The sequence below is a fragment of the Dyella dinghuensis genome, assembly GCF_003977615.1.
GTDB classification, from domain to species: Bacteria; Pseudomonadota; Gammaproteobacteria; order Xanthomonadales; family Rhodanobacteraceae; genus Dyella_B; species Dyella_B dinghuensis.
Genome location: NZ_RYZR01000006.1, coordinates 522,274 through 547,619 on the forward strand (window position 1 = coordinate 522,274; position 25,346 = coordinate 547,619).

A 25,346-nucleotide genomic window follows, 5' to 3' on the forward strand; every position below is an offset into this window, starting at 1 on the left:
GTTGCCGGTGAGCTTAGGCGCCGTTGGGAATCAGCAGCAACAACGCAGCCCCCAACGCAATGCGATACATCGCAAACCACGTGAAGCGATGCGTGCGGATGTAGCCGAGCAGCCACTTCACCACGATAAATGCCACGACCAGCGAAACGACGAAGCCAACGATCAAGGCCGTCCAGTCTTCGTGCGCTGCGCCGCCATGTTTCAGCACTTTGAGCAACTCGTAAGCCGTTGCGGCATACATCGTTGGAATGCCGACGAGGAACGAAAATTCCGTTGCGGCGGCCCGATTGCTCGTGCCGGCAAGCATGGCCGTGAAAATCGTCGCACCGGAACGCGATGTGCCGGGAAAAATACCTGCGACGATTTGCGCGATGCCGACGAGTATCGCGACGCGCCACGTGATGTCTTTTCGGTCGGCCTGCCGCGCAGCGACCGCTTCCGCCGCGAGTATCCAGAACCCGCCGATCAACAATGCCCAGGCGATGGGCGTGATCGTTTCCGGTAGTTTGAAACCGTAATGCGTAACGACGATGCCGAGCACGCAGGTGATCAGGAACGCCACGAGAAGTTTGCACAGATAGTCGCGATTACTGCGCTCGCGCCACTGCGTGAGCAGCTGCCAGATACGTTTCCAGTAAATCAACGTTATCGCGAGGATGGCGCCGGCCTGAATGCCGACGTTGAAAAGATCCGACCGTGCTCCAAGCCCGAAATCTTCGGCGATCAGCAAATGCCCCGTGCTGGAGATCGGCAGGAATTCGGTCACGCCTTCGATGATGCCCAGCAGCAGGACGCGGATCAGATCGTGCACGTGATCTCTCCCTCAGATATCTGAAGCATAGCTTGCGCTACCGCTTGGCGAGCGGAGTACCATCGCGCTGCAAGTCGGGGAGTTGGCGGCCGATCGGGGGATCGTCGTCACGGACTGTTCGGGAACGACGTAACAAGTGCGTTCGCCTGCGGAGGGCCCATGGTTCATCTGCTCATTGCATTAGTCGTCTTCGTCTGGGTATTTGCGATGGCCATGCTGGGCCTGTGGTGGCGCACGCATCTGCCCGATCACCATCTCAACGAAGAATCGACCAGTACGATCAAACTCGCCACCGGTCTTATCGCTACGATCGCCGCACTGGTGCTCGGCCTGTTGATTTCCTCGGCGAAAAATTCCTTCGATACGGTGAACGCGGATCTCGTGCGCAACGCCGTGAAGATCATCCAGCTCGATCGCAACCTCGCCGAATACGGCCCGGAAACGATGCCGTTGCGCCAGGAACTGAAAATCAATTACGCCAAGTGGATCGACGTATTGGGATCGGGCAGGGAAAGCGAGTTACAGCGACTGGAAACGCCCGAAATGGTCGGCGAAATCCATCATTTCCAGCATGAGCTTGCCGGGCTTACACCCAAAACAATGCTGCAAGAACATCTTCAATCGCGGTGCATGGAGTTGGCCGATGACGTTTTCGCCGCACGTTGGCTTGCGCTGCTGCAACGACGCGGCTCGATTCCGATCGCGCTATTGTTCGTGCTCGTTACCTGGCTTTCGATCATCTTTGCCGCATTCGGCTTGTTCTCGCCGCACAACAACACCTTGATCTTCTTCTTCGTGATGTGTGCGTTTTCGGCTGCGGGGGCGATCTACGTCATTCTGGAAATGGATACGCCGCTCGACGGGTTTATCAATATTTCCGTCGCGCCGCTGCGGGAGGCGCTAAGTCATATCGGCGGGTGATGCGGCGCAGCTGGCTGTTGAAAGAGACCAGACATTACCGGGTCGGCGGAATGTCTTGTGCGCTATGTCGGGCAGCCCGGACAATAGGTGCTCTATCCATCGACCCGGCCGATACCCGTGAGCACACAACTCGAACAATTGCGCCAGTACACCACCGTGGTCGCCGACACCGGCGACATCGAAGCCATCGCCCGTTACAAGCCGGTGGATGCGACCACCAATCCGTCGTTGCTGCTCAAGGCCGCTGAAATACCGGCTTACGCGCCGCTGATCGACGAAGCGGTGGCGTGGGCCAAGTCGCAGAGCAACTCGCGTGAGCAGCAACTGGTCGACGCCGGGGACCATCTGGCCGTGGCGGTGGGCTGCAAGATCGTGAAACTCGTGCCCGGTCGCGTTTCTACCGAAGTCGACGCGCGCCTGTCCTTCGACACCAACGCCACGATGGCCAAGGCCGAACGCCTGATCGGCATGTATGACCAGGCCGGCGTGAAGCGCGAACACATCCTGATCAAGATCGCTTCCACCTGGGAAGGTATTCGTGCGGCCGAGCAGCTGGAAAAGCGCGGCATCCAGTGCAACCTCACCCTGCTGTTCTCCTTCGAGCAGGCCGTGGCCTGCGCCGAGGCTGGCGTGTTCCTGATCTCGCCTTTCGTCGGCCGCATCATGGATTGGTACGTCGCCAATACCGCTACCAAGAGCTACACACCCGACGAGGATCCCGGCGTGAAGTCGGTGCGCCGCATCTACAGCTGGTACAAGCAGCATGGCTTCAGCACCGTCGTCATGGGCGCCAGCTTCCGCAACGTCGGCCAGATCCAGGCGCTGGCGGGTTGCGACCGTCTCACCATCAGTCCGGACCTGCTGGAAAAGCTGCAGCAGGACGAGAATCCGCTGGCGCGCGCGCTGAGCGATAACGGCACGCGCGAGCCTCGCATTGCGCCAATCAACGAAGCCGCCTTCCGCTGGGGCCACAACGAAGACGCCATGGCCACCGACAAGCTCGCCGACGGCATCCGCAAGTTCGCGGCGGATCAGCGTAAGCTGGAGGCCTTGCTAGCCGCGAAGCTGTGAGGAAAGTGGGATTGACTGAGTCGCCTGCCCTTGTCAGCGTTGGACCGGTCGCCGTCGGCCTGCTTTTGAATTGACCGCTCCTATGTCGCCCTATCGCATTGCGCTGCTGTTCAACGCCAACAAGGTCTACGACCGGCAGGTCATCACGGGCATCGGTCAGCATCTCACCTTCACGCGCGTGAAGTGGGATCTCTTCATGGAAGAAGATTTCCGCAGCCGCACCGCCGGTATCCACCTGTGGCGCGGCGACGGCATCATCGCCGACTTCGACGATCCCATCGTGGCAGAGGCCGTCTCGGCGCTGCCGCTGCCAGTGGTCGCGGTGGGCGGCTCCTATGCCAACGAAGCGCATTACCCGAGCAACATTCCCTACGTCGCCACCGACAACCAGAAGCTGGTGCGCACCGCTTACGATCATCTGATCGAGCACGGTCTGGAACGTTTCGCGTTCTTCGGCAAGCCGCCGGAACCGGGCAATCGTTGGGCGTACGAGCGCGAGAGCTGGTTTCGCAAGATGACGGACGACGATGGCCTGGACGGCATCATCTATCACGGCTCGCCGACCAACGCGGGCGGCTGGGGCCGCGCGCAGGAAGATGTCGCCGAATGGGTACGTTCACTGCCCAAGCCCATCGGCATCATCGCTGCCACCGATGCGCGTGCACGACAACTATTGCAAGCGTGCATCGTGGCCGACGTGCCGGTGCCGGAACAAGTTGCCATTGTCGGTATCGATAACGACCCGATCGTGCAGATGCTCAGCTGCATCCGGCTGACGTCGGTGATCCAGGGCGCCGAAGAAATGGGGCGCACCGCCGCACAACTGCTGCATCAGATGCTGCACGGTGGCGATTGCTCGACGACGCGCATCCTGGTGCCGCCGGTGGGCATCAATGTGCAAGCCAGCAGCCAGCATCAATGCATCGTGAGCCCGTATGTGATGCGCGCGCGGCATTACATCCGCCAGTACGCCTGCATGGGCATCAAGACCGAACAGGTTGCCGATTACGTCGGTATTTCACGCACGCCGCTGGAGGAACATTTCAAGCGCGAGCTGAAGAAATCTGTGCATCAGGTGATTCTGGAGCACAAGCTGGAAACAGCGCGGCATATGCTGGCCGATCCGTCGATCTCGCTGTCGGATGTGGCCGTGCGCAGTGGCTTCACGTCGCTGCAATACATGTACGCGGTGTTCCGGCGTGAGTTCGACTGCACGCCGAAACAGTATCTGGAAAAGCTGCGCGTCTGACGCATTTGCGTTGTTTATCGCGGTGGCGACAGAGCGGCCGTCAGGATCACGCCCACGACGAACATGCCGAAGAGGATGAAGAACAATCCGATCAGGTGGCGGCGCGTTGGCAGATACATGCGATGGGCGACTCACGGTTCTGCTGGATCGCCATAGACGATGCCGCGTCCGCTGGTGCCGAAATAAACGCGGCCAAACACGCGCGGATCGCCGGTGATCATGCTGATGGCTCCGTAGCGATGTGCGTCGTCGTCGATGCGTTGCCAGTGCTGGCCGCCATCGACGGAGCGAAAGATGCCTTGTTCGTTACCGCGCTTTCCCGCCGCGTAGATTGCAATTTGCGAGTGCTGAGGCGCAGGCATGCCAAAGCCGAAGGCATCCACGCTAGTCAGTTCGCCAGCGGTGGTGGACAAGGCTCCATCGTCGCTGCCGCGAACGAGTCCGTCGTGACTGGACAGGTAAAACTGATCCGCTGCATCCGGCGCCGCTTGCAGACGCAGATGCGAAGCCTTGGAAGCGAATTGGCCCATCGCGCCATGGATTGGTTGAAAGTGCACGCCGCCATCATGGCTGGTGAAAATCGTTTTCTGTTCTGCATCGACTGCATAGAAGCGATGGGGATCGACGCGATCTGCGACCACGCGTACATGCCCTTCCAGTCCGTCGATCACCTGCCAGTGCTGGCCGAAGTCGTTCGTGAGATAACCGTGCTTTGCATCGCGCGGAAACCACAGGACGCGGCTGGCATCGGCCGCGATAGCAATACTGCCGCCACCGCTGCCTTCCATATGGGCCGGTTCGCTCGCGAACGCGTGCCAATGATTGCCGCCATCGGTGGAATACGCGGCGCGAACGGCGCCGCCGGCCGGCGTGCGCAACCAGCCGCTGCGCACGATCACGTTGGGTTTGCTGCCCGCGTCATCCACATCATCCGCATCGGTGTAGCGCGGCGGCGCATTGAATTGCGGTGGTGCGACATCGAGATCGTCATGGCGATAACCATCCATGTCGTACATCGCGCTGATCAAGTGCGCGCCGGTAGCAGGACTGATGATCGCTTTGGCGACGATTTCTTCCAGCCCGTCATCGAGAAACTGCCAGTGCACTGTGCCACCGTGATCGACCTGTCGCAGATCGTGCGTCGCCCACACGCCGTAACCGGTAACGAACCACGCGCGATCGGCGTCGTGCGGATCGATGGCGATGGAAGCAATCCAGTGCGGCGTGTGTTCCTTCAACCAAACGGGATGATCGGTGTCGAATTGCGAATGTGCAAAGACGTCATGCCAGTGTTGTCCGCCATCGGTGCTGCGGAACAACAGGTCCTTCGGTGTGTAATGCGCAAACGTCGCCGTCATCAAGACTTGCGGATGGCTTGCATCGAGAGCGATTGCATTCCACCCGTAGCCGGTGGGCTGGCCTGCTATGCGTAGTAATGGCGTGATGTCGGTCCATTGCCCGTTAGCCGGCGTATATTTCCATACCGAGCCGTCGTGCATTCTGTCCGGTCCGGCTTCATCGCCATAAGTGAGGTAATACGCGCCATCTTCCGCGCGCTGCATGTGATTGGGTCGCAGACCAACGGGTTGTCCGGCGACTGCCGTCCAGTGCTCGCCGCCGTCGGTTGAGCGGTAGAGGCTGGTGTCTTGGGTAGACACGCCGGCATACAGCGTGCGGCTTCCTTCGCCTGGTTTGCCGCTGGTCGGATCAAAAACCACGAACACAATGCCCACCGGCTGCGTGCGCGATCCGTGGGTTGCCAACGTGCCGGTGCTCGTAGCAATCGCGGGAAAATCGCGCACCTGTTTCCAGTGCATGCCGTGATCGATGCTGCGCCACAAGCCAGCCGTGCGCGAACCAAGAAACAAGCTGCGTCCGTCGTTCGGATCGACGGCCAGACGTTCGCCGTTGTTACGGCCCTGCTCATTGCCACCCACCGGAAACGGTAAATCGCTGCGCGTGAAATGCGCGCCGCGATCGGTGGAAGTCAGCACTGCGCCATTGCCTGCACTGGGGTAGGTATAAGTGCCGGTCAGCAGGTAAAGCCGATTCGCATCGCTTGGATCGACCGCGACGCTGTCCACGCCGTAGAGATTGTTGTCGCTGGCAGAAAGCCAATCGAGCAACGGAATCCATTGCGTGTGTGATGGATCCCATCGATACGCACCACCGACATCGGTGCGTGCGTAGAGCAAATCGTTTGCGCTGGGGTGATAAAGCAATCCACTGACGAAACCGCCGCCGCCGATGCGGACATTGGCAAAGCGATACGCGATGGCTGCATCGCTGGCATGCGCACACATGCCGGAGGTAAAAAGCAGACAGGCAAGCATCCAGCGGCTTGCCTTGTCTGCGGGGGTAATCATCAGAAGCTCGCGCGGAACACGAGCTCGTAGCGGCGGTCGGTCATGAACAGCGCACGCGTGTAGAGATTCCAGTCCACGTAGCCGTTCACGTAGCTGGTCGGGCCCATCAGCACGCGCTGCACGGTGTTGGTGATGTTGTTCACCTGCAGGCCGACCTGCATGTTCTTGTTGAGGTGGTAGAACACCGAGCCATCGAGCTGGCCCGACGACGCGTTCCACATCGGCAGGTAGGTGTCACCCGAATCGACGGGCGTAATCAGGTAGCGACTGCGCCACGACCAGGCCAGGCGAGCCGACCAGTCACCGGATTCGTACATGCCGGTGATGTTGTAGTTGTGCGGCGACAAGCCCTGCATCGGCAGGCCGGGGTTGGTGACCACATCGTTGGCCGAGCACGAGCCGTTGCCGTGGTTCGGATCGCACGAGGTGGTGTTATAGACCTTGCTGCTCTGCAGGAAGGTGTAGTTGGCCTGTACGCCCAGACCCTTGAACGCGCCGGGCAGGAAATCGAAGAACTGCGAGTAGCCGAACTCGGCGCCCTTGATGGTGCCCTTGCCTGCATTGGTCGGACCGCTCACCGCCACGGGTACGCCGTCGATAATCTGCTGATGGACTTCGGTCGTGGTGTAGTTGGAGAGGTCCTTCTTGAACAGCGTGACGTACAGCTCGCTGGTCGGCGCGAAGTACCACTCCAGCGCGGCGTCGAACTGGTTGGCTTCCAGCGGTTTCAGGTCCGGGTTGCCGCCCGAGGTCGCGGTGAAGCCGGCAAGTTTGGCCGACTGGCTCGTCGAGCTGGTGCCCGCCGACGTCCACGAGCTGCCGATGACCATGTAGGAATTGAGTTCGCTGATATCCGGGCGGGTGATGCCCTTGGACGCGGCCAGACGCAACTGCAGATCGTCGGTCAGCTTGAAGCGCAGGTTCAGGCTGGGGAGTACGTTGTGATAGTCGTAGGCACCGTTGATCGGCGTGGTCATGCCGTTGAACAAAGCCATCTGGGCCGGCGTGATACCCGTGGGGTTCTGGATCGCATCCGACGACGGATACGTCACCGAGCCGTTGGCGTTCAGGCTGGTACGGACGAAGCGCACGCCGATGTTGCCATCAAAGGGAATGCCCAGCGCGTTGTCGTTGCCGAAGTACAGCATGGCGTAGCCGGCTTGCGTCGATTCGTGCATGTAGTCCGCGCTCATGCCCGACGCCGGCGTGCAACCGTCGGCCGACGTGAAGAACTGCGGGCACCAACCACCGGCGCCGCCGTCCAATTCAAGCGCACGCAACGAGGAGATCGCGCCGTAGTAATTGCCTACCAGCGCGGTGCTGGGGAAGATCAGCGTTGTGGGGACTTTCGCCTGGCCGCGGAAGAAGTCGCTCATCGTGAACTGCTGTTCCATCCACGCCGGGACGTTGTTGGCCCAGTCCAGCGGCTGCGTACCGCCGTTGTAGATGGACGAGCCCTGCCACACCTGACTGATCGGACCCCAGTTGTAGCTGCTGCTGTTGTTGTTGCTGTAGGTGTCGTGAGTGGTTGCGCGCACGCCGACCTTGACGTACTGCAGCCAGTTGTTGTCCACGAAGTCGTATTCGAGATCCGTGCGGAAGGCACGCTCCATCGCGTAGTCGTATTCCAGGTGATCCAGCGCCGCGCCGAGATAATAGTTGGAGTAGTTGGTCAGGCTGTTCGGATTGGTGGTGTTGGACGGAATCGTTGCGTACGTGGGATTCGGCAACAGCGTCATGCCGGGCGTGCCGGACACGTTGACGTTGGCCGGCGGCATGAAGAACTGGTTGTACACCGTGAAGTCCACTTCGTTGGAGGTGGATTTGACGAACTGCACCGCACCCGACCAGATCATGTGATCGTTGAGGTTGTACTTGAAGTCGGTGGACCAGTCGGTAGTGCGCGTGAACTGCGTTTGCTCACGCGTGAGCGCGTAGTAGTTCGGGCCACCGATCGGCGGGTATCCCGTGTTCAACGTTGCCTTCGCGGTGGGGTCGTAGCCCTGCCACGAATTGGCCACCATGTCGCCGTCCTGGAAGACGCCGTTGCCGTTGTAGTCGAACGTCGTGCCCGGCACCGGCACCATGTTGAAATAGTTGCCTTCGTTGGCTTGAACTTCGTGCTCGACCCACTGCAGGTTGTAGATGGAGCGGAACAAACGTGTGGAGATTTCCAGATCATTCGTAGGACGCCACTGCAACGCGCCATACAGACCGGTGCGCCTGCGCTGCATGTCCATCTGGTAATAGTTGATGTCGCCCGGAATGGCGACGTTGCCGTTGGCCGACGTGGGTTCGCACGGAACATTGCCGCAATTGCCGAGATTGTCGGCCGGCTCCAGCACATAAGGGTTGACCTGGACGCCATCGGAACGCGACGCCAGCTCGGAGTAGGACACGTCGAGCAGCGCGCCGAATTCGCCGAGGTTTTCGGTCTTCCAGCGGTTGCTATACAGGAACGAAGAGGAGGGCTTGCTCTTCTTCTCCATGTCGCCTTCGTTGACGCCGGTGGAGAAGCCGATCACCTGACCCGGTGAGTCGAACGGCTGGCGCGTGCGCAGATCGACCGTGCCGCCGATGCCACCTTCGATCATTTCGGCCGACGGGTTCTTGTAGACATCCACGCCTTCCATCAATTCGGCCGGCACATCTTCGAAGCTCAGCGCGCGGCCGTTGTTGGCCGAGAAGCTTTCGCCGCCGTTGAGCAAACTGGCGACGTAGGGCAGGCCGCGGATCAGCACGGCACTGCCTTCGGCGGACGGATGGTCCGGGTCGTCATCGGCCAGATAATGGTCCACCGTCACGCCGCTGATGCGCTGCAGCGTTTCGGTCACGCTGCGGTCGGGCAGGGCGTTGATATCCGTCGCGGTGACGGAGTCGACGATCTGGCTGGCGTTCTGCTTCAGCGACTGCGACGTCTGCAAGCTCGCGCGAATGCCGGTCACCGTGACGCCGTCCAGGTCCTGGACGTCCTTCTGGTCTTTCGTCTTGGCCTTGGTCTTGTCGGCCGGTTTGCTGTTGTTGGCGGCCTGGCCGGTCGCATTGGTCTGCGGTGCCGGCGCCGTCGTCGTCTGGTTCGCATCCTGGGCATGCAGTGCACCTGGCGCGTACGTCAGGGCCAGTCCCAATGCGATGGCGCTTGCCAATCGAACGCTGGACAACGAAGCCGCCGAAAGCGGATTCGTGCGTCGCTGTTGCCATGGCAACGATTGCTTCTTGCCGATCATGTTAGCGCTCCCCTCGTGCATGATTCGCCCGCGGCGCATGCCGCTTGCTCGTTTTTTGATGTTTTTTGATATTTACGATGGACCCCACGCGGAACCTTATGTGACGGATTCCGCGTTTGTGCCCTATCCAGCGTTTGCGTAGTGAATCGGATGGCACGAGATCAGACAATTACGAAATTGCAGGCGCGCCTTGATGTTTCTTCATTTGCGGTTGCCGCAATGAAATGCGTTTTGCCCTGTTCGCGCATCGCGCACAACACGAATTTGTTGTGATGCAAAAACCTTGCACCGTAGCGTCACATCACGTTTGTACCCTGACCCTTCCGCATCGCGTCATGACACGTATCAGCTCAAACAGTAAATCATGAACAAGGATCGTCTCCTTGCCAGTCTGCCGTCTTTCATTTAGTTTTTTTGGTAGCGCTAACACTTTTTTAGTTACGGATAACCCTCTATGAGTCTTGTCGTCGGTATCGATGCCGGCACCCAGAGCGTGAAGCTGGTCGTCTACGATCCTGCCGATCGCTGCGTAGTGGCCACCCATGGGCAGGCATTGGAGCTGATTGCCGGCGACGACGGCAGCCGCGAGCAGCACCCGGCGTGGTGGATCGACGCGATCCGCGCCTGCTTCGCCAAACTCGACCCCGCCCTGCGCAAGCGGGTGGCGGCCATTGGCGTGTCGGGCCAGCAGCACGGTTTCGTTCCGCTGGACGCTGCCGGCAAGGTGCTGGCGCCCGCCAAGTTGTGGTGCGACACCAGCACGCAAGCCGAATGCGCGGAAATCATGGATACGGTGGGTGGCGCGCAAGAGTGCGTGAAGCTTGCCGGCAACCCTATTCTCGCCGGCTATACCGCTTCCAAGCTGACGTGGACGCGCAAGCACCGCCCGGAAGCGTATGCGCGGCTGGCCAGCATTCTTCTGCCGCACGATTACGTGAACTTCTGGCTCACCGGCGAGCGCTGGATGGAATACGGCGACGCCTCCGGCACCGGCTGGCTGGACGTGCGCACGCGCCAATGGTCCAAACCGCTGCTGGCCGCCACGGACGCGCAGCGCGATCTGTCCGCGTTGCTGCCGCCGCTGGTTGCGGCCGATGCGAGTTTCACTATCTCGCCGGTCATCGCCGAAGAACTGGGTTTGCCGCGCAGCGTGCGTGTCTCCGCCGGCGGCGGCGACAACATGATGGCTGCGATCGGCACGGGCAACGTGACGCCCGGCGTGCTCAGCATGAGCCTTGGCACCTCCGGCACCTTGTTCGCCTATGCTGCGCAACCGATTGTGGACGAAGCGGGCGGCTGGGCCGCGTTCTGCTCTTCCACCGGCGGCTGGCTACCGCTGATCTGCACGATGAACTGCACGGTCGCCACCGAAGCGGTGGCGAAAGCGTTCGGCTTCAGCACGCGCGACGGAGATACCGTCATGGCCGACACCACACCCGGTGCCCATGGTCTGGTGATGCTGCCGTTCTTCAACGGCGAGCGCACGCCCGATCTGCCGCTTGCGCGCGGCGGCCTGTTCAATCTCGATCTGAACAACTTCACCCGCGCCAACGTCTACCGCGCCGCGATGGAAGGCGCCACGTATGCACTGCGCAACGGCTACGACCTGTTGCAGGCGGCCGGCATGGGATTCGACGCGATCCGCCTGACCGGTGGCGGCAGCCAAAGCGCCACGTGGCGGCAGATGGTGGCCGATGTGTTCGCGCTGCCGGTGGAAGTGCCCACACAAGCCGAAGGCGCTGCACTCGGTGCCGCACTGCAAGCACTGTGGGCGCTGGAGAAAACCAGCAACGCCGACGCCGATCTTGCCGCCATCGCCCGCGAACACGTGCAACTCAACACGGCGCTTGCCACGTATCCCGACGCGCAGGCCGTCGCGGCTTACCGGCCGGCTTATCGACAGTTCCTGCGTCATCTCGATGACGCCAAAGCTTTGTATGCGGAGCGTCAGCCTGCGTCTGGCTGATCCGCGTTTCCACTTTTCCAGCCACCTCACATCGGCATCGACAGGATTTTCAGCATGAGTACCCCCTTCATCGGCAAGCGCGAATATTTCCCTGGCATCGGCAAAATCACTTTCGAAGGCCGCGACTCGGACAACCCGCTGGCCTTCAAGCATTACGACGCCAACAAGAAAATCGGCGACAAGACGATGGCCGAGCATCTGCGCTTCGCCGTGTGTTACTGGCATACGTTCTGCAATGCCGGTCATGATCCGTTTGGTCCGGGCACGCGTCATTTTCCGTGGGCCGCTGCCACGCCGCTGGCCACTGCTGAAGCAAAAGTAGACGCTGCGTTCGAGTTTTTTTCCAAGCTTGGCGTGCCGTACTGGTGCTTTCACGACATTGACCTCGCGCCGGATGCCGACGACATCGGCGAGTACGAGAAAAACCTCAGGCACATGGTCGCGATGGCGAAAGAACGCCAGCAGGCCACGGGCGTGAAGCTGTTGTGGGGCACGGCCAATCTGTTCTCGCATCCGCGTTACATGAATGGCGCGTCCACCAATCCGGATTTCAACGTGGTGACGCGCGCCGCCGTGCAAGTGAAAAACGCGCTGGATGCCACGGTGGAACTGGGCGGCGAGCACTATGTGTTCTGGGGTGGCCGCGAAGGTTATGCCAGCCTGCACAACACGAACATGAAGCGCGAGATCGAACACTTCGCGCGTTTCCTGACGATGGCGCGCGACTACGGCCGTAGCATCGGCCTGAAGGGCAACTTCCTGATCGAGCCCAAGCCGATGGAGCCGATGAAGCATCAGTACGACTTCGATAGCGGCACTGTCGCGGGCTTCCTGCTGAAGCACGGTCTTGAGAAAGACTTCAAGCTCAATATCGAAGCCAATCACGCCACGCTGGCAGGCCACACGTTCGAACACGATCTGCAGGTCGCTTCCGATCACGGCCTGCTCGGTAGCATCGACGCCAATCGCGGCAACGCTCAGAACGGTTGGGACACCGACCAGTTCCCGAGCGATCTGTACGACACCGTTGGCGCGATGCTGGTGGTGCTGCGTCAGGGCGGCCTGCAAGGCGGTTTGAACTTCGATGCGAAGGTGCGCCGCGAGTCCACCGATCTGGATGATCTATTCCTTGCGCACATCGGCGGCATGGATGCGTTCGCGCGCGGTCTGGAAGTGGCGCACGCGCTGCTGACGAAGTCGCCGTGGGAACAATGGCGCAAGGAGCGGTACGCCAGCTTCGACAGCGGCGCCGGCAAAGATTTCGAAGGCGGCAAGCTCAAGCTCACCGATCTCACTGCGCTGGCGGCATCAAGCGGCGAACCGAAACAGATCAGCGGCAAGCAGGAACGCTACGAAAACCTGCTAAACCAGTATCTGGTGCGTTAAGCACTGCAACACTGACATCGATGCGATACCGCCGCAGGGTGGTATCGCATCGGAAGATCCAGGCGCCCACGGGGGTGGGCACCGATCCAACCAAGCAACACTGCAACCCGCACGCAGCGAATCCACTGCGTCGCAACTGAGGGGAAGTTCATGCATGGCATCACGCTCGCTCCTGCCACTGACGTCGAGAACGACGGTGCGGAGAACACACGTTTCATCATCCTCATCAGTTGCGTGGCCACCATCGGCGGCTTTCTGTTCGGCTTTGACAGCGGCGTTATCAACGGCACCGTCGATGGCTTGAAGCAGGCCTTTCAATCAAGCTCCGCTGGCGTGGGATTCGAAGTGGCGTCGATGCTGCTGGGTTGCGCATTCGGTGCGTTCTTCGCAGGTCGATTGGGAGACCGCTGGGGGCGGCGCACGGTGCTGATCGTCGCAGCCATACTGTTTTTGCTTTCGGCGACCGCGGCAGGCGCAGCGGGAAGCGCCGTGTTTTTCGTGGCAGCACGTGTGATCGGTGGCATTGCCGTGGGTGCGGCCAGCGTGATGTCGCCGGCCTATATCGCGGAAGTCGCCTCGGCACGCTATCGCGGACGACTCGCCACGATGCAGCAGATCGCCATCATCAGCGGATTGTTCTGCGCCTTCCTGAGCAACTACCTGTTGGCACGCGCAGCAGGCGCATCCACCGAACCGCTGTGGTTGAACCAGGCCGCGTGGCGCTGGATGTTCTGGATGCAGGCGATTCCTTCCACGTTATTTCTGTTGCTGTTGCTGACGATTCCCGAAAGCCCGCGCTTCCTGGTGGTGAAGAAGCGCCAGCAACAGGCGCTCGCTGTGCTCGCCAAGCTCTATGGCCACGCTGCGGCATCGATCAAGCTCGATGAGATCGACGCGTCGTTGTCCGCCGATCATCATCGCCCCCGGCTCTCCGATCTCATCGACAAGAGCAAAGGCAAGCTGCGCACCATCGTGTGGGTGGGCATCGGCCTGGCCACCTTCCAGCAGCTGGTGGGCATCAACGTGGTGTTCTACTACGGCGCGGTGCTGTGGCAGGCGGTTGGTTTTTCCGAAAGCGACGCGTTGCTGATCAACGTGATCTCCGGCGCGCTGTCCATCGGTGCATGCATCGTCACCATCTTTCTGATCGATCGCATCGGGCGCAAACCGCTGCTGTGGATCGGTTCGGTCGGCATGGCCATCACGCTCGCGCTGGTGTCGGTGGCTTTCGCCAGTGCTTCACTGGACGCTGCGGGCAAACTCGCGCTCTCTCCCGGTATGGGCAAATTGGCGCTCGTCGCAGCCAATGCCTACGTGTGCTTCTTCAATCTTTCCTGGGGTCCGGTGATGTGGGTGATGCTGGGCGAGATGTTTCCGAATCAGATCCGCGGCTCGGGACTCGCGGTAGCAGGTGCGGCGCAGTGGTCGTCCAACTTCCTTATCACCGTGACGTTTCCGATCTTGCTGGCCGGCATCGGCCTCGCTGGCGCCTACGGCATTTACACCGTAGCCGCGGCGCTATCGGTGTATTTCGTGTCGCGTTGGGTGCGCGAAACGCGCGGCAAGGAACTTGAGCAGATGGAAGGCTGAGGCTTACTCCGGTGCAGCCACCGAGCCTCGCTTGACCAGCACATGCGCAACCATGTGATCGACCATCACCTTGGCTTCTTCCCTGCCGCGAATCGCGCGCAGCAGGATGTCGATGGCCGAATCGGCCATCGCCGCAATCGGCTGTCGAATCGTCGTCAGTTCCGGCCAGACGGTGGTGGCGGCAGAGGTGTCGTCGAAGCCCACGACGGAAAGATCGCCCGGCACATCAAGCCCGCGACGATGTGCGACGGAAATGACGGCAGCCGCCATGTCGTCGTTGCTCGCAATGATCGCGGTAGGCGGCTTGCGCTGCGCGAGCAGCTTTTCGCCGGTACGCAGGCCCGAGCGATAGGTGAAGCGGCCTTGTTGCACCAGCGCGCGATCCGGTTTGATGCCCGCATCGTGCAACGCGGCGAGGAAACCTTCGTAACGCAACTGGCTTGCTGTCTGGTTCGGATCGCCCTTGATGTAGCCGATGCGCGTGTGACCTTTGCCGATGAGGTAAGCCGCCATCTCGCGGCTGGCGTGGAAGTCGTCGATGCGTACACTGGAAACGCCGGTACGCGGACGGCCCGAAGCAATCGCCACCACCGGAACGCCAGCACGCACGAGTTCCGCGACCACGACGTCCGATTCGCACAACGGCGGCGGCAGGATCACGCCGGACACGCTTCGCGCCAACGCACGCGCGGCAGCGCGTTCGGCATCGGGATCGCGTTCGTTCCACGCCTCGATCACCAGCTGCGCCGCCGAACGAGTGACGCCGCGCATCGCGCCCACCAGCAATTCGCTCAGATAGGCGGTACTGGGATTGGAATAGATCAGCGCAATGCGCGTGCCCTGCGCGGTGGCCAGCGCGCTGGCGGCGAGGTTGGGCGTGTAGTCCAGCTCGCTCACCACGCGCTTCACACGTTCACGCGTGGATTCGCGCACGTTGCCAGTGCCGTTGACGACGCGCGACACCGTCATCGGCGACACACCGGCGCGTTTGGCGACTTCGCCGATCGTGACCGCGTGACCTTTGCGGCGTATCGATTTCTTTGTGGACTTCTGCAAGAGGCTTTCCCTGAAGCGATGTGTGGGCATGCGATGCCCGGGATGCTTCGGTTCATTCTGCCCACAAATCCCTGCATGGTGGTAGCGATACACCCATCGACGGCTTGGTTTGGGCGGCGCGCATCGCGCCATTCACGCATTCGCTTGGCTGCAGCCAGACACCCCTTCTTTCTTTTCACACCGGGACATCACGCATGGTGAAGTTCATCCTGCCTCACGTTTTGATGCGTCAGCCGCGCACGGCCCTGATGCTTGTGCTGTTGTGCGTCGCCATCGGCGCACAGGCTGCCGACGATAACCCCGCCCTGCTCGCACCCGTTTTCCAGGATCACACGGTACTGCAACGCGACCGTCCCATTCCGGTGTGGGGCCATGCGCAACCCGGCGCGCAGGTTCAGGTCGATTTTGCTGGCGAGCACGTAACCGCTCGCGCCGACAAGCACGGCGACTGGCAAGCGCAACTGCCCACGCAAAAAGCCGGCGGCCCGTACACGCTGCAGGTCCATTCGGGCACCGCCACCCAAACGGCCAACGACATCCTGATTGGCGATGTCTGGCTGTGCAGCGGGCAATCGAACATGGAACTGCCCGTGCGGCGCACGTTGAATGCGGACGGTGAAATCGGGGAGGCGCATAACGATTCGATTCGCATGTTGCGTGTCCCGCAAACGGCCACGCCCGCCGCTCAAGATAGCTTTAGCGGAGCCGCGCCGTGGCTTCCCGCTACGTCAGAAAACGTGCCGAATTTCTCCGCTGCGTGCTACTACTTCGCGCGCGAATTGCAGAAGACGGAAAAAGTGCCGCAGGGATTGATCAACGCATCGCTCGGCGGTTCGCGCATCGAGGCATGGCTGGATGCCGCTTCGCTTCGCGGGGCCGGCGGCTACGACGAGGCGCTGGACGTACTCGCGACATACGCCAACGATCCGCAAGCCGCCAACGCAACGTGGGGCGAGATCTGGGCGAGATGGTGGCGCGCGTTGCCGGATACAGCGAAGGGCGAACCCGCCGCCAGTGATGAACCATGGCGACCGGGCGCGTCGAACGATGGCTGGCACGAAGCGCCGCATGCGATGGGCGACTACCAGCAATGGGGTTTGCCGGAACTGGCCAGCTTCAACGGCATGTTGTGGTACCGCACCACCGTCAAGCTGACTGCGGCACAAGCTGCACAGGCCTCGACGCTGTGGCTCGGCAATGTCGATGAAGTCGACGAAACCTGGGTGAACGGCCGCGGTGTCGGCAGCAGTTACGGTGGTGCAGATCGCCGTTACACCTTGCCCAACGGTTTGCTGCACGCGGGCGACAACGTGATCGTGGTGAATGCGCTGAATACCTATGCAGGCGGCGGCATCATCGGGCCGGCCTCGACGCGTGCACTGCATTTTGCAGATGGATCGTCCGTGCCGCTCGACGATGCGGGTTGGCAATACCGCAAGGTGCCGCTCGCGGCGGGCACGCCGCCGTTGGCGCCCTGGCTGTCGGCTTCGGGCAAGACGACGCTGTACAACGGCATGATCGCGCCGCTCGGCCATTACGGTTTGCGCGGCGCTTTGTGGTACCAGGGTGAATCCAACACCGGCGAAGCCGGCAACTATCGCAAAATGCTGGAAGCGCTGCGTGATGAGTTGCGCGCGCGCTTCGGCGCCAACCTGCCGTTGCTGATCGTGCAAATAGCCAACTACGGTGCCGTGCCAACACATCCTGTCGTAAGCGGAAGCGCGGCTCTGCGCGAGGCGCAGCGGCTGGTGGCGCAGGAGGACGCGCACAGCGGTATCGCCATCACCATCGACATTGGCGAGCACAGCGACATCCATCCAGCGAACAAACAGGAACTGGGCCGCCGTCTGGCGCGCGCGGCGCGTCACGTGGTGTATGGCGAAGCGCTGACGCCGTCCGGTCCGATCCCGCTTTCGTCGAGGCACGAAGGCGATGCCGTCGTCGTCAGCTTCGGCGACATCAGTGGCAAGCTGCTCGCTCACGGCGGCGATGACTTGCTCGGCTTCGAACTATGCGGTACCCAAGACGATAGCTGCCGTTCCGCTCATGCGGAGATTCGAAACGATCATGAAGTGATCCTGCATGCTTCGGTGCCTGCTGCCACGCGCGTGCGCTACGCGTGGGCCGACAGCCCGCTCGTCAATCTCTACGATGAAGCGGGTCTGCCCGCCGGCCCGTTCCAGCTCGACTTTTCCGCCACGCATTGATGAACGAATGAATCCCATGAGCACTACGACACTTTCCCGCACATTCGCCATCCTGCTGACTACGCTCGCTGCGTCGGCGACGGCACAAACCACTGCAACGCAAATCAACACAGCGAAACAGGCGCCGTGGCTGGACACACACCAAAGCTTCGAGCAACGCGCCGCCGAACTCGTTGCGCGCATGACGCTGGAAGAAAAAGTCGCGCAGATGCAGAACACCGCACCGGCAATTCCGCGTCTCGGTGTTCCCGCTTACAACTGGTGGAGCGAGGGTCTGCACGGCGTCGCGCGCGCGGGACAGGCGACGGTGTTTCCACAAGCGATCGGTCTTGCAGCGACATTCGACCCGGCGCTGCTGAAGACGGAAGCGAACGCCATTAGCGATGAAGCGCGCGCCAAGTACAACCAGTTTCAGCGCGAAGGCATGCACGAGCGCTACCAAGGGCTCAGCTTCTGGTCGCCCAATATCAACATTTTCCGCGACCCGCGCTGGGGCCGTGGACAGGAAACCTACGGCGAAGATCCCTATCTCACCTCGCGCATGGGCGTTGCTTTTGTGCAAGGCATGCAAGGCGACGATGCGCACTATCGCAAGCTCGATGCCACCGCCAAGCATTACGCCGTGCACAGCGGGCCGGAATCCACGCGCCATCACTTCGACGTCCATCCGTCCGATCGCGATCTCTACGAAACCTACCTACCCGCCTTCCAGGCACTCGTGCAGCAAGGGCAGGTGGATGCGGTGATGGGCGCCTACAATCGCGTGAACGGCGAACCGGCGACGGCCAGCCAGCTCCTGCTGCAAGACATCCTGCGGCGCGACTGGGGCTTCAAAGGCTATGTCGTATCCGACTGCGACGCCGTGGAAGACATCTACAAGTATCACAAGGTCGTGAGCACGGCCGAGCAAGCCGCCGCGATGGCGGTGAAACACGGTGACGATCTCGATTGCGGCGACACGTACGCTGCCTTGGTCAATGCCGTGCATCAGGGTCTGGTGAGCGAAGCCGACATCGACGTAGCGGTCACGCGTTTGATGACCGCACGCATGCGCCTTGGCATGTTCGACCCGCCCGCGATGGTGCCGTGGTCGAAGCTGCCCTACTCGGTAAACCAGGCGCCGGAACACGATGCACTTGCGCAGCGCACGGCCGACGAATCGCTGGTGCTGCTGAAGAACAACGGCCTGCTGCCGCTTTCGCGCGACGTCAAGCGCATCGCCGTGATCGGGCCTACCGCCGACAGCGTTCGAGCGCTGCTCGGTAACTACAACGGTACACCGGCAGCCCCGGTGACGATTCTCGCCGGTATCCGCGCAGCCGTACCGCAAGCACAAGTCACCTATGCGAGTGGCGCGGAACTGGTGGAAGGCATGGGCGGCCATGGCGATGCCATGCTGATCGTACCGGCTTACTTGCGTCCCTCGGCCACCAGCGATGAGCACGGATTGAAGGCCGAATATTTCCGCGGCGAAGGATTCAACACCACACCGGTGGTCACCCGCACCGACGCAAGCATCGACTTTCGCTGGGACGACGCCACACCCACCGACGACATGGTGATGCAGGGAGAACTGCCTGCCGAAAAAGCGCTGTCGACCAACAACTTCAGCGTGCGCTGGAGCGGCCAACTGCTGCCGCCCGTCTCCGGCCACTACACCTTGGATGCCGCCGCGCTCGACGGCTTCCGTATCTACATCGACAACAAGCTGGTGCTTGATGGTTGGGATGTTGGCGACACTGCCAAAACACCCAAGCAGGTCCAACTCGATCTTAAAGCCGGCCAGCCTTACGACCTGCGCATCGAATACGCCAAGAACAACAAGAACGACAACGTGCAACTTGCGTGGCATTTGCCGAACGCCAAGCCGCCGTTCGACGAAGCACTGGATGCTGCACGCAATGCCGACGTGGTCGTGTTCGTCGGCGGCCTCACCGCCGAGCTGGAAGGCGAACAGATGGACGTGAGCTACCCCGGTTTTGCGGGCGGCGATCGGACCGATCTACGCCTGCCCGCCACGCAGGAAAAGTTGCTGGAAGCACTGCAAGCCACAGGCAAACCTGTGGTGCTGGTGCTGACCAGCGGTTCCGCGCTGGCGGTCGACTGGGCGCAACAACACGTACCGGCGATCATGATGGCCTGGTATCCAGGCCAACGCGGCGGCACGGCGGTAGCCGATGCATTGTTCGGCACCACCGATCCGGCGGGCCGCCTACCGGTGACTTTCTACAAGGGCGACGAAACACTGCCTGCCTTCGACGACTACCGCATGGACGGCCGCACGTACCGTTACTTCAAAGGCACGCCGCTCTATCCCTTCGGCTATGGTCTGTCCTACACGCGCTTTACTTATTCGGCGCTGCAACTGACAAACAATCGTCTGCGCGCCGACGAAACATTTACTGCTTCGGTGGATGTCGCCAACAGTGGTGCGCGCGAAGGCGACGAGGTGGTGCAGCTCTACTTGCGCGCACTGGATGCGCCACATGCACGTGCCAACCGCGAACTGCGTGGCTTCGCACGCATCCACTTGAAGCCGGGTGAGCACAAACGCGTGAGCTTCGACATCACGCCCACGCGCGACCTGCACTATTACGACGAACAGAAACGCGGCTACGCCGTCGATGCGGGACGCTATGAAGTGGAAATCGGCGCATCCAGCGCCGACATCCGCCAGCACGCGCCGTTCGAAGTGCACATGTAACTTGCATGGCGCGCGTTACTGCGCTGGATGTTCTGCACGCACATAACCGCGCAGCCATACCAGCGCAGGACGCTCGCTGCCGTCCTTGCGGACGAGATTGGCGCCTTGCGCATCGCGCCACAAACCGGGGCGGAATCCCCACAGCGTGATGCCTTTTACCGCAGGATCGTCCCAGAACAAGGGAAACACGCGCTGGTATTCGCGCAGTTGCGTCGCGTCGTTGCGGCCATCGATGTCCATCTCGGTGATGTAGATCGGCAAGCCTGTGGCAGCCAGCGTATCGAGGTCGGCACGCAAGGTTGTCGCAGACACGCCATGCGTTTCGAAGGCATGCGCCTGGACGCCGATGCCGTCGATCAGATGATCGTGTTGCAATAGTTCGATGATTGAGCGGTAACGCGCCGTATCCCTGGGTGTGTTGATGATGCTGTAGTCGTTGATCAGCAGTTTGGCGTGCGGAAAGCGCGGGCGCGCCATCCGGAAGGCGATAAGCACCCAATCCCAACCGGTGGCGCCCTTACCACCTAGCGCCTGCAGGTAGTTGCCGCCGTCCTCGTAACGTGTGCTTGGCGGGTGATGCAGCGATTCATTCACCACTTCGACGAAATCCGCATCCGGATAACGCGCCGCTGCGGCATCCATCCACTTCTCGATTTCCTTGCGTTGCTCGTCCGGCGGCAGGTGTAGCATCCACGTCGGCTGCTGACGGCCCCATACCAGCACATGCAGATGAAAAAGAATGCCGTGCGATTTGGCGAAGTGATACGCATCATCCAGCGCCGTCCAATCGAACTGGCCGCGCACGGGTTCCGTGCTGCCCCATTTGCCGGCGTTTTCCGGCGTGAGTTTGTTCCAGTAGTTGGCGAAGTCTTGTGCTTGTTTGGCGCTGTATGTACAGCCCAGAAACTTCGGCTGGCCCGCAGCCAGCGGTCCTTGTTGTGCGTGAAGTGCAAGCGGCAACAACAGCAATAGGCCCGAAAACCTCATGATGGTCTTGCGCATGATCCTTCCCCCGAACATGGATTCATCGTCTGACGGCAGTGTGCGCGCCGTGGATTTATGGTAGCGCTACCAATCATTGCAGCAACGCGCGCCAAAGTCACATGCAACGCAGCAATAGGCACGCCGTATCCGGTGCGTTTTCACTTAGCCGAAGAAGTCATGGAAATTGCTGCCATGCAGCGTGTCCGGTCTGATTGTTAGCGCTACCTTTCTGGTGTTCCGTCAGAGCTGGCGGCCACCCATGGCTGCCGACGTTCGTGGATCAGGGCGGCGGACCGGATGGCTCCGCACGGGGGCACAGTTCCGGCGCCGCGCATTCGCGCGGACCGATATCCAACAGGCAGTATCGGCGCGCATGAGCAACGACAACTCGCAAGCACTCTCCGTGATGGAGAAGATCGGCTACAGCCTCGGCGACCTCGCTGCCAACCTGATTTTCCAGACGCTGGTGAGCTTTCTCGCCTTCTTCTACACCGACGTGTACCGCATTCCCGCCGAAACGGCCGCCACGGTGATCTTTGCTGTCGGCTTGCTCGGCGCGTTCGTGTTCACGCCGGTGATGGGGCTGGTCGCCGATCGCACGCATACACGCTGGGGCAAGTTCAGACCGTGGCTGTTATGGACGGCGATTCCGTTTGGCGTGTTCGCGTTGCTTGCCTTCAGCACACCGAATCTGGGTGAGCATGGCAAAGTGGCGTATGCGCTCGCCAGCTACACGCTGTTGATGGGTATCTACATCGCCAACAATCTGCCGTATTCGGCGTTGAGTGGCGTGCTGACCGGCAACATGGATCAACGCAACAGTCTTTCGTCGTATCGCTTCGTGGCGGTGATGATTGCGCAGTTCATCATCCAGGTGTTGTTGCTGCCGCTGGTGCTGATTCTTGGTCATGGCGACAAGGCCGCGGGTTTCGAACACGTCATGGCGTTGTTCGCGGTGGTGGGCACAATATTTTTCTTGATTACGTTTTTCACCACGCGCGAACGCGTCGTATCGACGGCAGCGCAAAGCTCCAGCATTCGGCAGGATCTCGCCGATCTCGCTGTCAATCGCCCGTGGCAGATCATGCTGGCGCTGACGGTGCTGGTGTTCGTCACGCTGGCACTGAAGGGCGGCATGTATGTGTATTACTTCAAGTACTACCTGGACGGCGATGACCTGGCACGCTTCCTGGAAAACATCGGCTTCAACCATTTCATCGGCGGCTTGAACGCGCTGTTGGTGAGCGTGGGGCTCACCGGTTTTCAGTGGCCGAAGGACGCTCCGACGTCGGCTTTCAGTCTGTTCAGCGCAGGTGGGATCCTCTGCATGATCATCGGCATCGGTTTTTCGCGCCGGCTGGCGGAGCGCTACGGCAAGCGCGATGTGTTCGGCGGTGCGCTGCTGCTTTCCACGGTGTGTCTGCTGGCCTTTGCGTTGTATTCGCCGCAGTCGGTGGGTCTGGTGATTCTGTCCTACATGCTGCACGGCTTTTTCTACGGCATTACGACGCCGCTGCTGTGGGCGATGGTGGCGGATGTGGCCGACTACTCGGAATGGAAAAATCATCGTCGCGCGACGGCCATCGTGTTCTCCGCCATTCTGTGCGGACTGAAGGCTGGCCTTTCGATCGGCGGTGCGTTGGTCGCGCAGATCCTTTCCATCTACGGCTACGTGCCGGATCACGCCGTGCAATCGCCTGACGCAGTGCACGGCATCAAGCTGGCGGTGAGTGTGTATTGCTCCATTCCTTTCCTGCTCGGCGTGGCGCTTTTGTTCCTCTACAAGATCGACAAGCGCACCGAGACGCACATCGAGCAGGAACTGGCTACGCGCCGCCTGCAAACCGCTGCGGCTTAACCACTCATCCATCGACTCTTCATCGACTCACTGCCGCCATGTCCGACGACCTCAGTCCCGCCGAACTCGATCACTTCCGGCAACGCGCCATCTCGCAGCCACTGGTGACACACCTTTACACGGCAGACCCCTCCGCGCACGTGTTCGAAGGCAGGCTCTACGTCTATCCCTCGCACGACATCGAAGGTGGCGTGCCCTTCGACGATTTGGGCAGTCATTTCTGCATGGAGGACTATCACGTCTTTCGGCAGGACACGCCGATGAGTGCGCCGGTGGATTGCGGCGTCGCGCTGCACATCAAAGACGTGCCGTGGGCAGAAAAGCAGATGTGGGCACCGGACGCTGCTTATAAAAACGGCCAGTACTACCTTTATTTCCCGGCGAAGCGTGCGGATGGCCTGTTCCAGATCGGCGTCGCGGTGAGCAACCGGCCAGAAGGCCCTTTCAAGGCTGAAGTGGAAGCGATCGTCGGCAGTTATTCCATCGATCCTGCCGTGCTGCGCGACGAAGATGGCGCGTACTACATGGCGTTCGGCGGTTTGTGGGGTGGCCAGCTGCAGAGTTATCGCGACAATGCATACGCGCAAACGAACGCGGAACCGGCCGACGACGAACCCGCGCTCGGTCCTCGCATCGCCCGGCTCAGCGACGACATGAAACAGTTCGCCGAACCCTCGCGCGAAATCGTGATCCTCGACGAACACGGTCAGCCGTTACGTGCCGGCGATCATGCGCGCCGCTATTTCGAAGGGCCGTGGTTGCACAAATATCGCGGCAAGTACTACCTCTCCTATTCCACCGGCAACACGCACTTGCTCTGCTATGCGACCGCGGACAACGTGTATGGCCCCTACACGTGGCAGGGCGTGATTCTCACGCCGGTGGTGGGCTGGACCACGCACCATTCCATCGTGGCGTTCGATGGCAAATGGTGGCTGTACTACCACGACGCATTGTTGTCGGATGGCGTCACGCACTTGCGCTCGATCAAAGTCACCGAGCTGCGCTATGACGACGACGGCCGCATCGAGACGTTGCACCCGTATGGCAAGTGACGTGGCACGCGACGCTGCGCAACAGTCGCTGCCGCCGGGCGAATTGATTCACATCGGCAACGACACACTTGCGGTGACCATCGCGCCGCATGCCGGCGGCCGCATTGCGCAGATCATGTGCGAAGGCGTCACATGGCTCGCTAGCCACAGCGATGCGAACGCTGCTGCCATCGCCTGGGGCAGTTATCCGATGTTGCCGTGGGTTGGGCGTATTCGGCATGGCCGCTTCCGCTTCGGCGGGCAGGCCTACCAGTTGCCGATCAACCTGGGCCCGCATGCTATCCACGGCGTCGGCTTCGTCTTGCCGTGGCAGGTAGCGGCGCATACCTCGACGCAAATCGAATTGATACTTCCGTTGCCCGAGGACGAGCGCTGGCCATTCGGTGGCACCGCACGCCAGCGCATCGCGATAGAAGGCCGCACCTTGCGGCTGGAACTCGCCGTCACTGCTGGCGCGCAAGCGATGCCAAAACCCGTGCTCGGATGGCATCCATGGTTCGTCAAACCCGATGCCATCGAGTTTCGGCCCGATGCGATGTATCCGCGTGATGGCGAAGGTATCGCCGTGCGCCCGTTGCAACCGCCAACGCCCGGTCCATGGGACGACTGTTTCATCAACACGCATCCGGTGTTATTGCATCGCGGCGTACAAACGCTGCGCCTCGCATCCGATGGCGATCATTGGGTGATTTACGACGAGCCGGTACAAACCACCTGCGTGGAACCACAAAGTGGTCCACCGGACGCGTTCAACCTCGATCCCGTCGCCCTGGCATCCGGCGCAACGGCCTCGACATGGTTCACGCTGGAGTGGCTGACTGGCGAGGCGAAAAGCCGGGACTGAGACGATCGGGCGCGATCAGATACAACGAATGTCATTCGTGATTTCTACTAT

At 61.1% G+C, this 25,346-nt stretch carries 16 protein-coding genes; 11 read left to right on the forward strand and 5 right to left on the reverse strand.

The window, feature by feature from the left end; all coding sequences use genetic code 11:
- Positions 1-13: 13 nt before the first annotated feature.
- Positions 14-811, reverse strand: coding sequence for an undecaprenyl-diphosphate phosphatase (locus EKH79_RS13365; RefSeq protein ID WP_126674311.1), 798 nt, complete (start codon positions 809-811; stop codon positions 14-16).
- 159 nt (positions 812-970) lie between these two features.
- Between EKH79_RS13365 and EKH79_RS13370 the strand changes: the two genes are divergently transcribed.
- From EKH79_RS13370 to EKH79_RS13380, 3 genes are all read left to right on the forward strand, one after another.
- Entirely contained in the window at positions 971-1,732 is a 762-nt protein-coding gene (locus tag EKH79_RS13370) for a bestrophin-like domain (RefSeq protein WP_126674312.1), read from the forward strand.
- Between the two features lie 111 nt (positions 1,733-1,843).
- On the forward strand, positions 1,844-2,803 hold the full coding sequence (tal, locus tag EKH79_RS13375) for a transaldolase (RefSeq protein WP_343192850.1): 960 nt from the start codon (positions 1,844-1,846) through the stop codon (positions 2,801-2,803).
- An 82-nt stretch (positions 2,804-2,885) separates the two neighbouring features.
- Positions 2,886-4,052 carry a XylR family transcriptional regulator gene (locus EKH79_RS13380; RefSeq protein WP_126674314.1) on the forward strand — a complete coding sequence of 389 codons (1,167 nt, stop codon included), beginning with the start codon at positions 2,886-2,888 and terminating at the stop codon, positions 4,050-4,052.
- Positions 4,053-4,183: 131 nt separating this feature from the next.
- Here the strand turns inward: EKH79_RS13380 and EKH79_RS13385 are convergent, their stop codons facing one another.
- Together EKH79_RS13385 and EKH79_RS13390 are read right to left on the reverse strand one after the other, a co-directional pair.
- Positions 4,184-6,418: a cellulase gene (locus EKH79_RS13385; RefSeq protein ID WP_233590303.1), complete on the reverse strand. Its 2,235-nt coding sequence runs from the start codon at positions 6,416-6,418 to the stop codon at positions 4,184-4,186.
- On the reverse strand, positions 6,418-9,645 hold the full coding sequence (locus EKH79_RS13390) for a TonB-dependent receptor (RefSeq protein ID WP_233590304.1): 3,228 nt from the start codon (positions 9,643-9,645) through the stop codon (positions 6,418-6,420). The genes EKH79_RS13385 and EKH79_RS13390 overlap by 1 nt, the downstream gene beginning before the upstream one ends.
- Positions 9,646-10,099: 454 nt before the next feature.
- On the opposite strand from EKH79_RS13390, the gene xylB reads away from it, so the two are divergent.
- The 3 genes from xylB (at position 10,100) to EKH79_RS13405 (ending at position 14,587) form a co-directional block, all read left to right on the forward strand.
- Positions 10,100-11,611, forward strand: a complete 1,512-nt coding sequence (xylB, locus tag EKH79_RS13395) for a xylulokinase (RefSeq protein WP_126674315.1) — start codon at positions 10,100-10,102, stop codon at positions 11,609-11,611.
- Between the two features lie 54 nt (positions 11,612-11,665).
- Entirely contained in the window at positions 11,666-12,997 is a 1,332-nt protein-coding gene (xylA, locus tag EKH79_RS13400; RefSeq protein ID WP_126674316.1) for a xylose isomerase, read from the forward strand.
- A 150-nt stretch (positions 12,998-13,147) separates the two neighbouring features.
- Positions 13,148-14,587 (forward strand): sugar porter family MFS transporter, encoded by a 1,440-nt coding sequence (locus EKH79_RS13405; RefSeq protein ID WP_126674317.1) that lies wholly within the window; start codon positions 13,148-13,150, stop codon positions 14,585-14,587.
- Between the two features lie 3 nt (positions 14,588-14,590).
- Here the strand turns inward: EKH79_RS13405 and EKH79_RS13410 are convergent, their stop codons facing one another.
- A complete protein-coding gene (locus EKH79_RS13410) occupies positions 14,591-15,673 on the reverse strand; it encodes a LacI family DNA-binding transcriptional regulator (protein WP_126674318.1) in 1,083 nt (360 codons plus the stop codon).
- Positions 15,674-15,867: 194 nt separating this feature from the next.
- On the opposite strand from EKH79_RS13410, the gene EKH79_RS13415 reads away from it, so the two are divergent.
- The gene (locus tag EKH79_RS13415) at positions 15,868-17,850 is read left to right on the forward strand and encodes a sialate O-acetylesterase (protein ID WP_199754328.1); all 1,983 of its coding nucleotides are present in this window, start codon (positions 15,868-15,870) and stop codon (positions 17,848-17,850) included.
- A 16-nt stretch (positions 17,851-17,866) separates the two neighbouring features.
- Positions 17,867-20,554, forward strand: a complete 2,688-nt coding sequence (locus tag EKH79_RS13420) for a glycoside hydrolase family 3 protein (protein ID WP_126674319.1) — start codon at positions 17,867-17,869, stop codon at positions 20,552-20,554.
- Positions 20,555-20,569: 15 nt separating this feature from the next.
- Here EKH79_RS13420 and EKH79_RS13425 read toward each other — a convergent pair whose 3' ends face one another.
- Positions 20,570-21,556, reverse strand: coding sequence for an endo-1,4-beta-xylanase (locus EKH79_RS13425; RefSeq protein ID WP_126674320.1), 987 nt, complete (start codon positions 21,554-21,556; stop codon positions 20,570-20,572).
- 355 nt (positions 21,557-21,911) lie between these two features.
- On the opposite strand from EKH79_RS13425, the gene EKH79_RS13430 reads away from it, so the two are divergent.
- Genes EKH79_RS13430 through EKH79_RS13440 form a run of 3 tightly spaced genes read left to right on the forward strand, consistent with a single transcriptional unit; the run spans position 21,912 to position 25,295 of the window.
- A complete protein-coding gene (locus EKH79_RS13430; protein ID WP_126674321.1) occupies positions 21,912-23,396 on the forward strand; it encodes an MFS transporter in 1,485 nt (494 codons plus the stop codon).
- Between the two features lie 38 nt (positions 23,397-23,434).
- Entirely contained in the window at positions 23,435-24,451 is a 1,017-nt protein-coding gene (locus EKH79_RS13435; RefSeq protein ID WP_126674322.1) for a glycoside hydrolase family 43 protein, read from the forward strand.
- 1 nt (position 24,452) lies between these two features.
- On the forward strand, positions 24,453-25,295 hold the full coding sequence (locus EKH79_RS13440) for an aldose 1-epimerase (protein ID WP_233590305.1): 843 nt from the start codon (positions 24,453-24,455) through the stop codon (positions 25,293-25,295).
- Positions 25,296-25,346 lie beyond the last annotated feature (51 nt).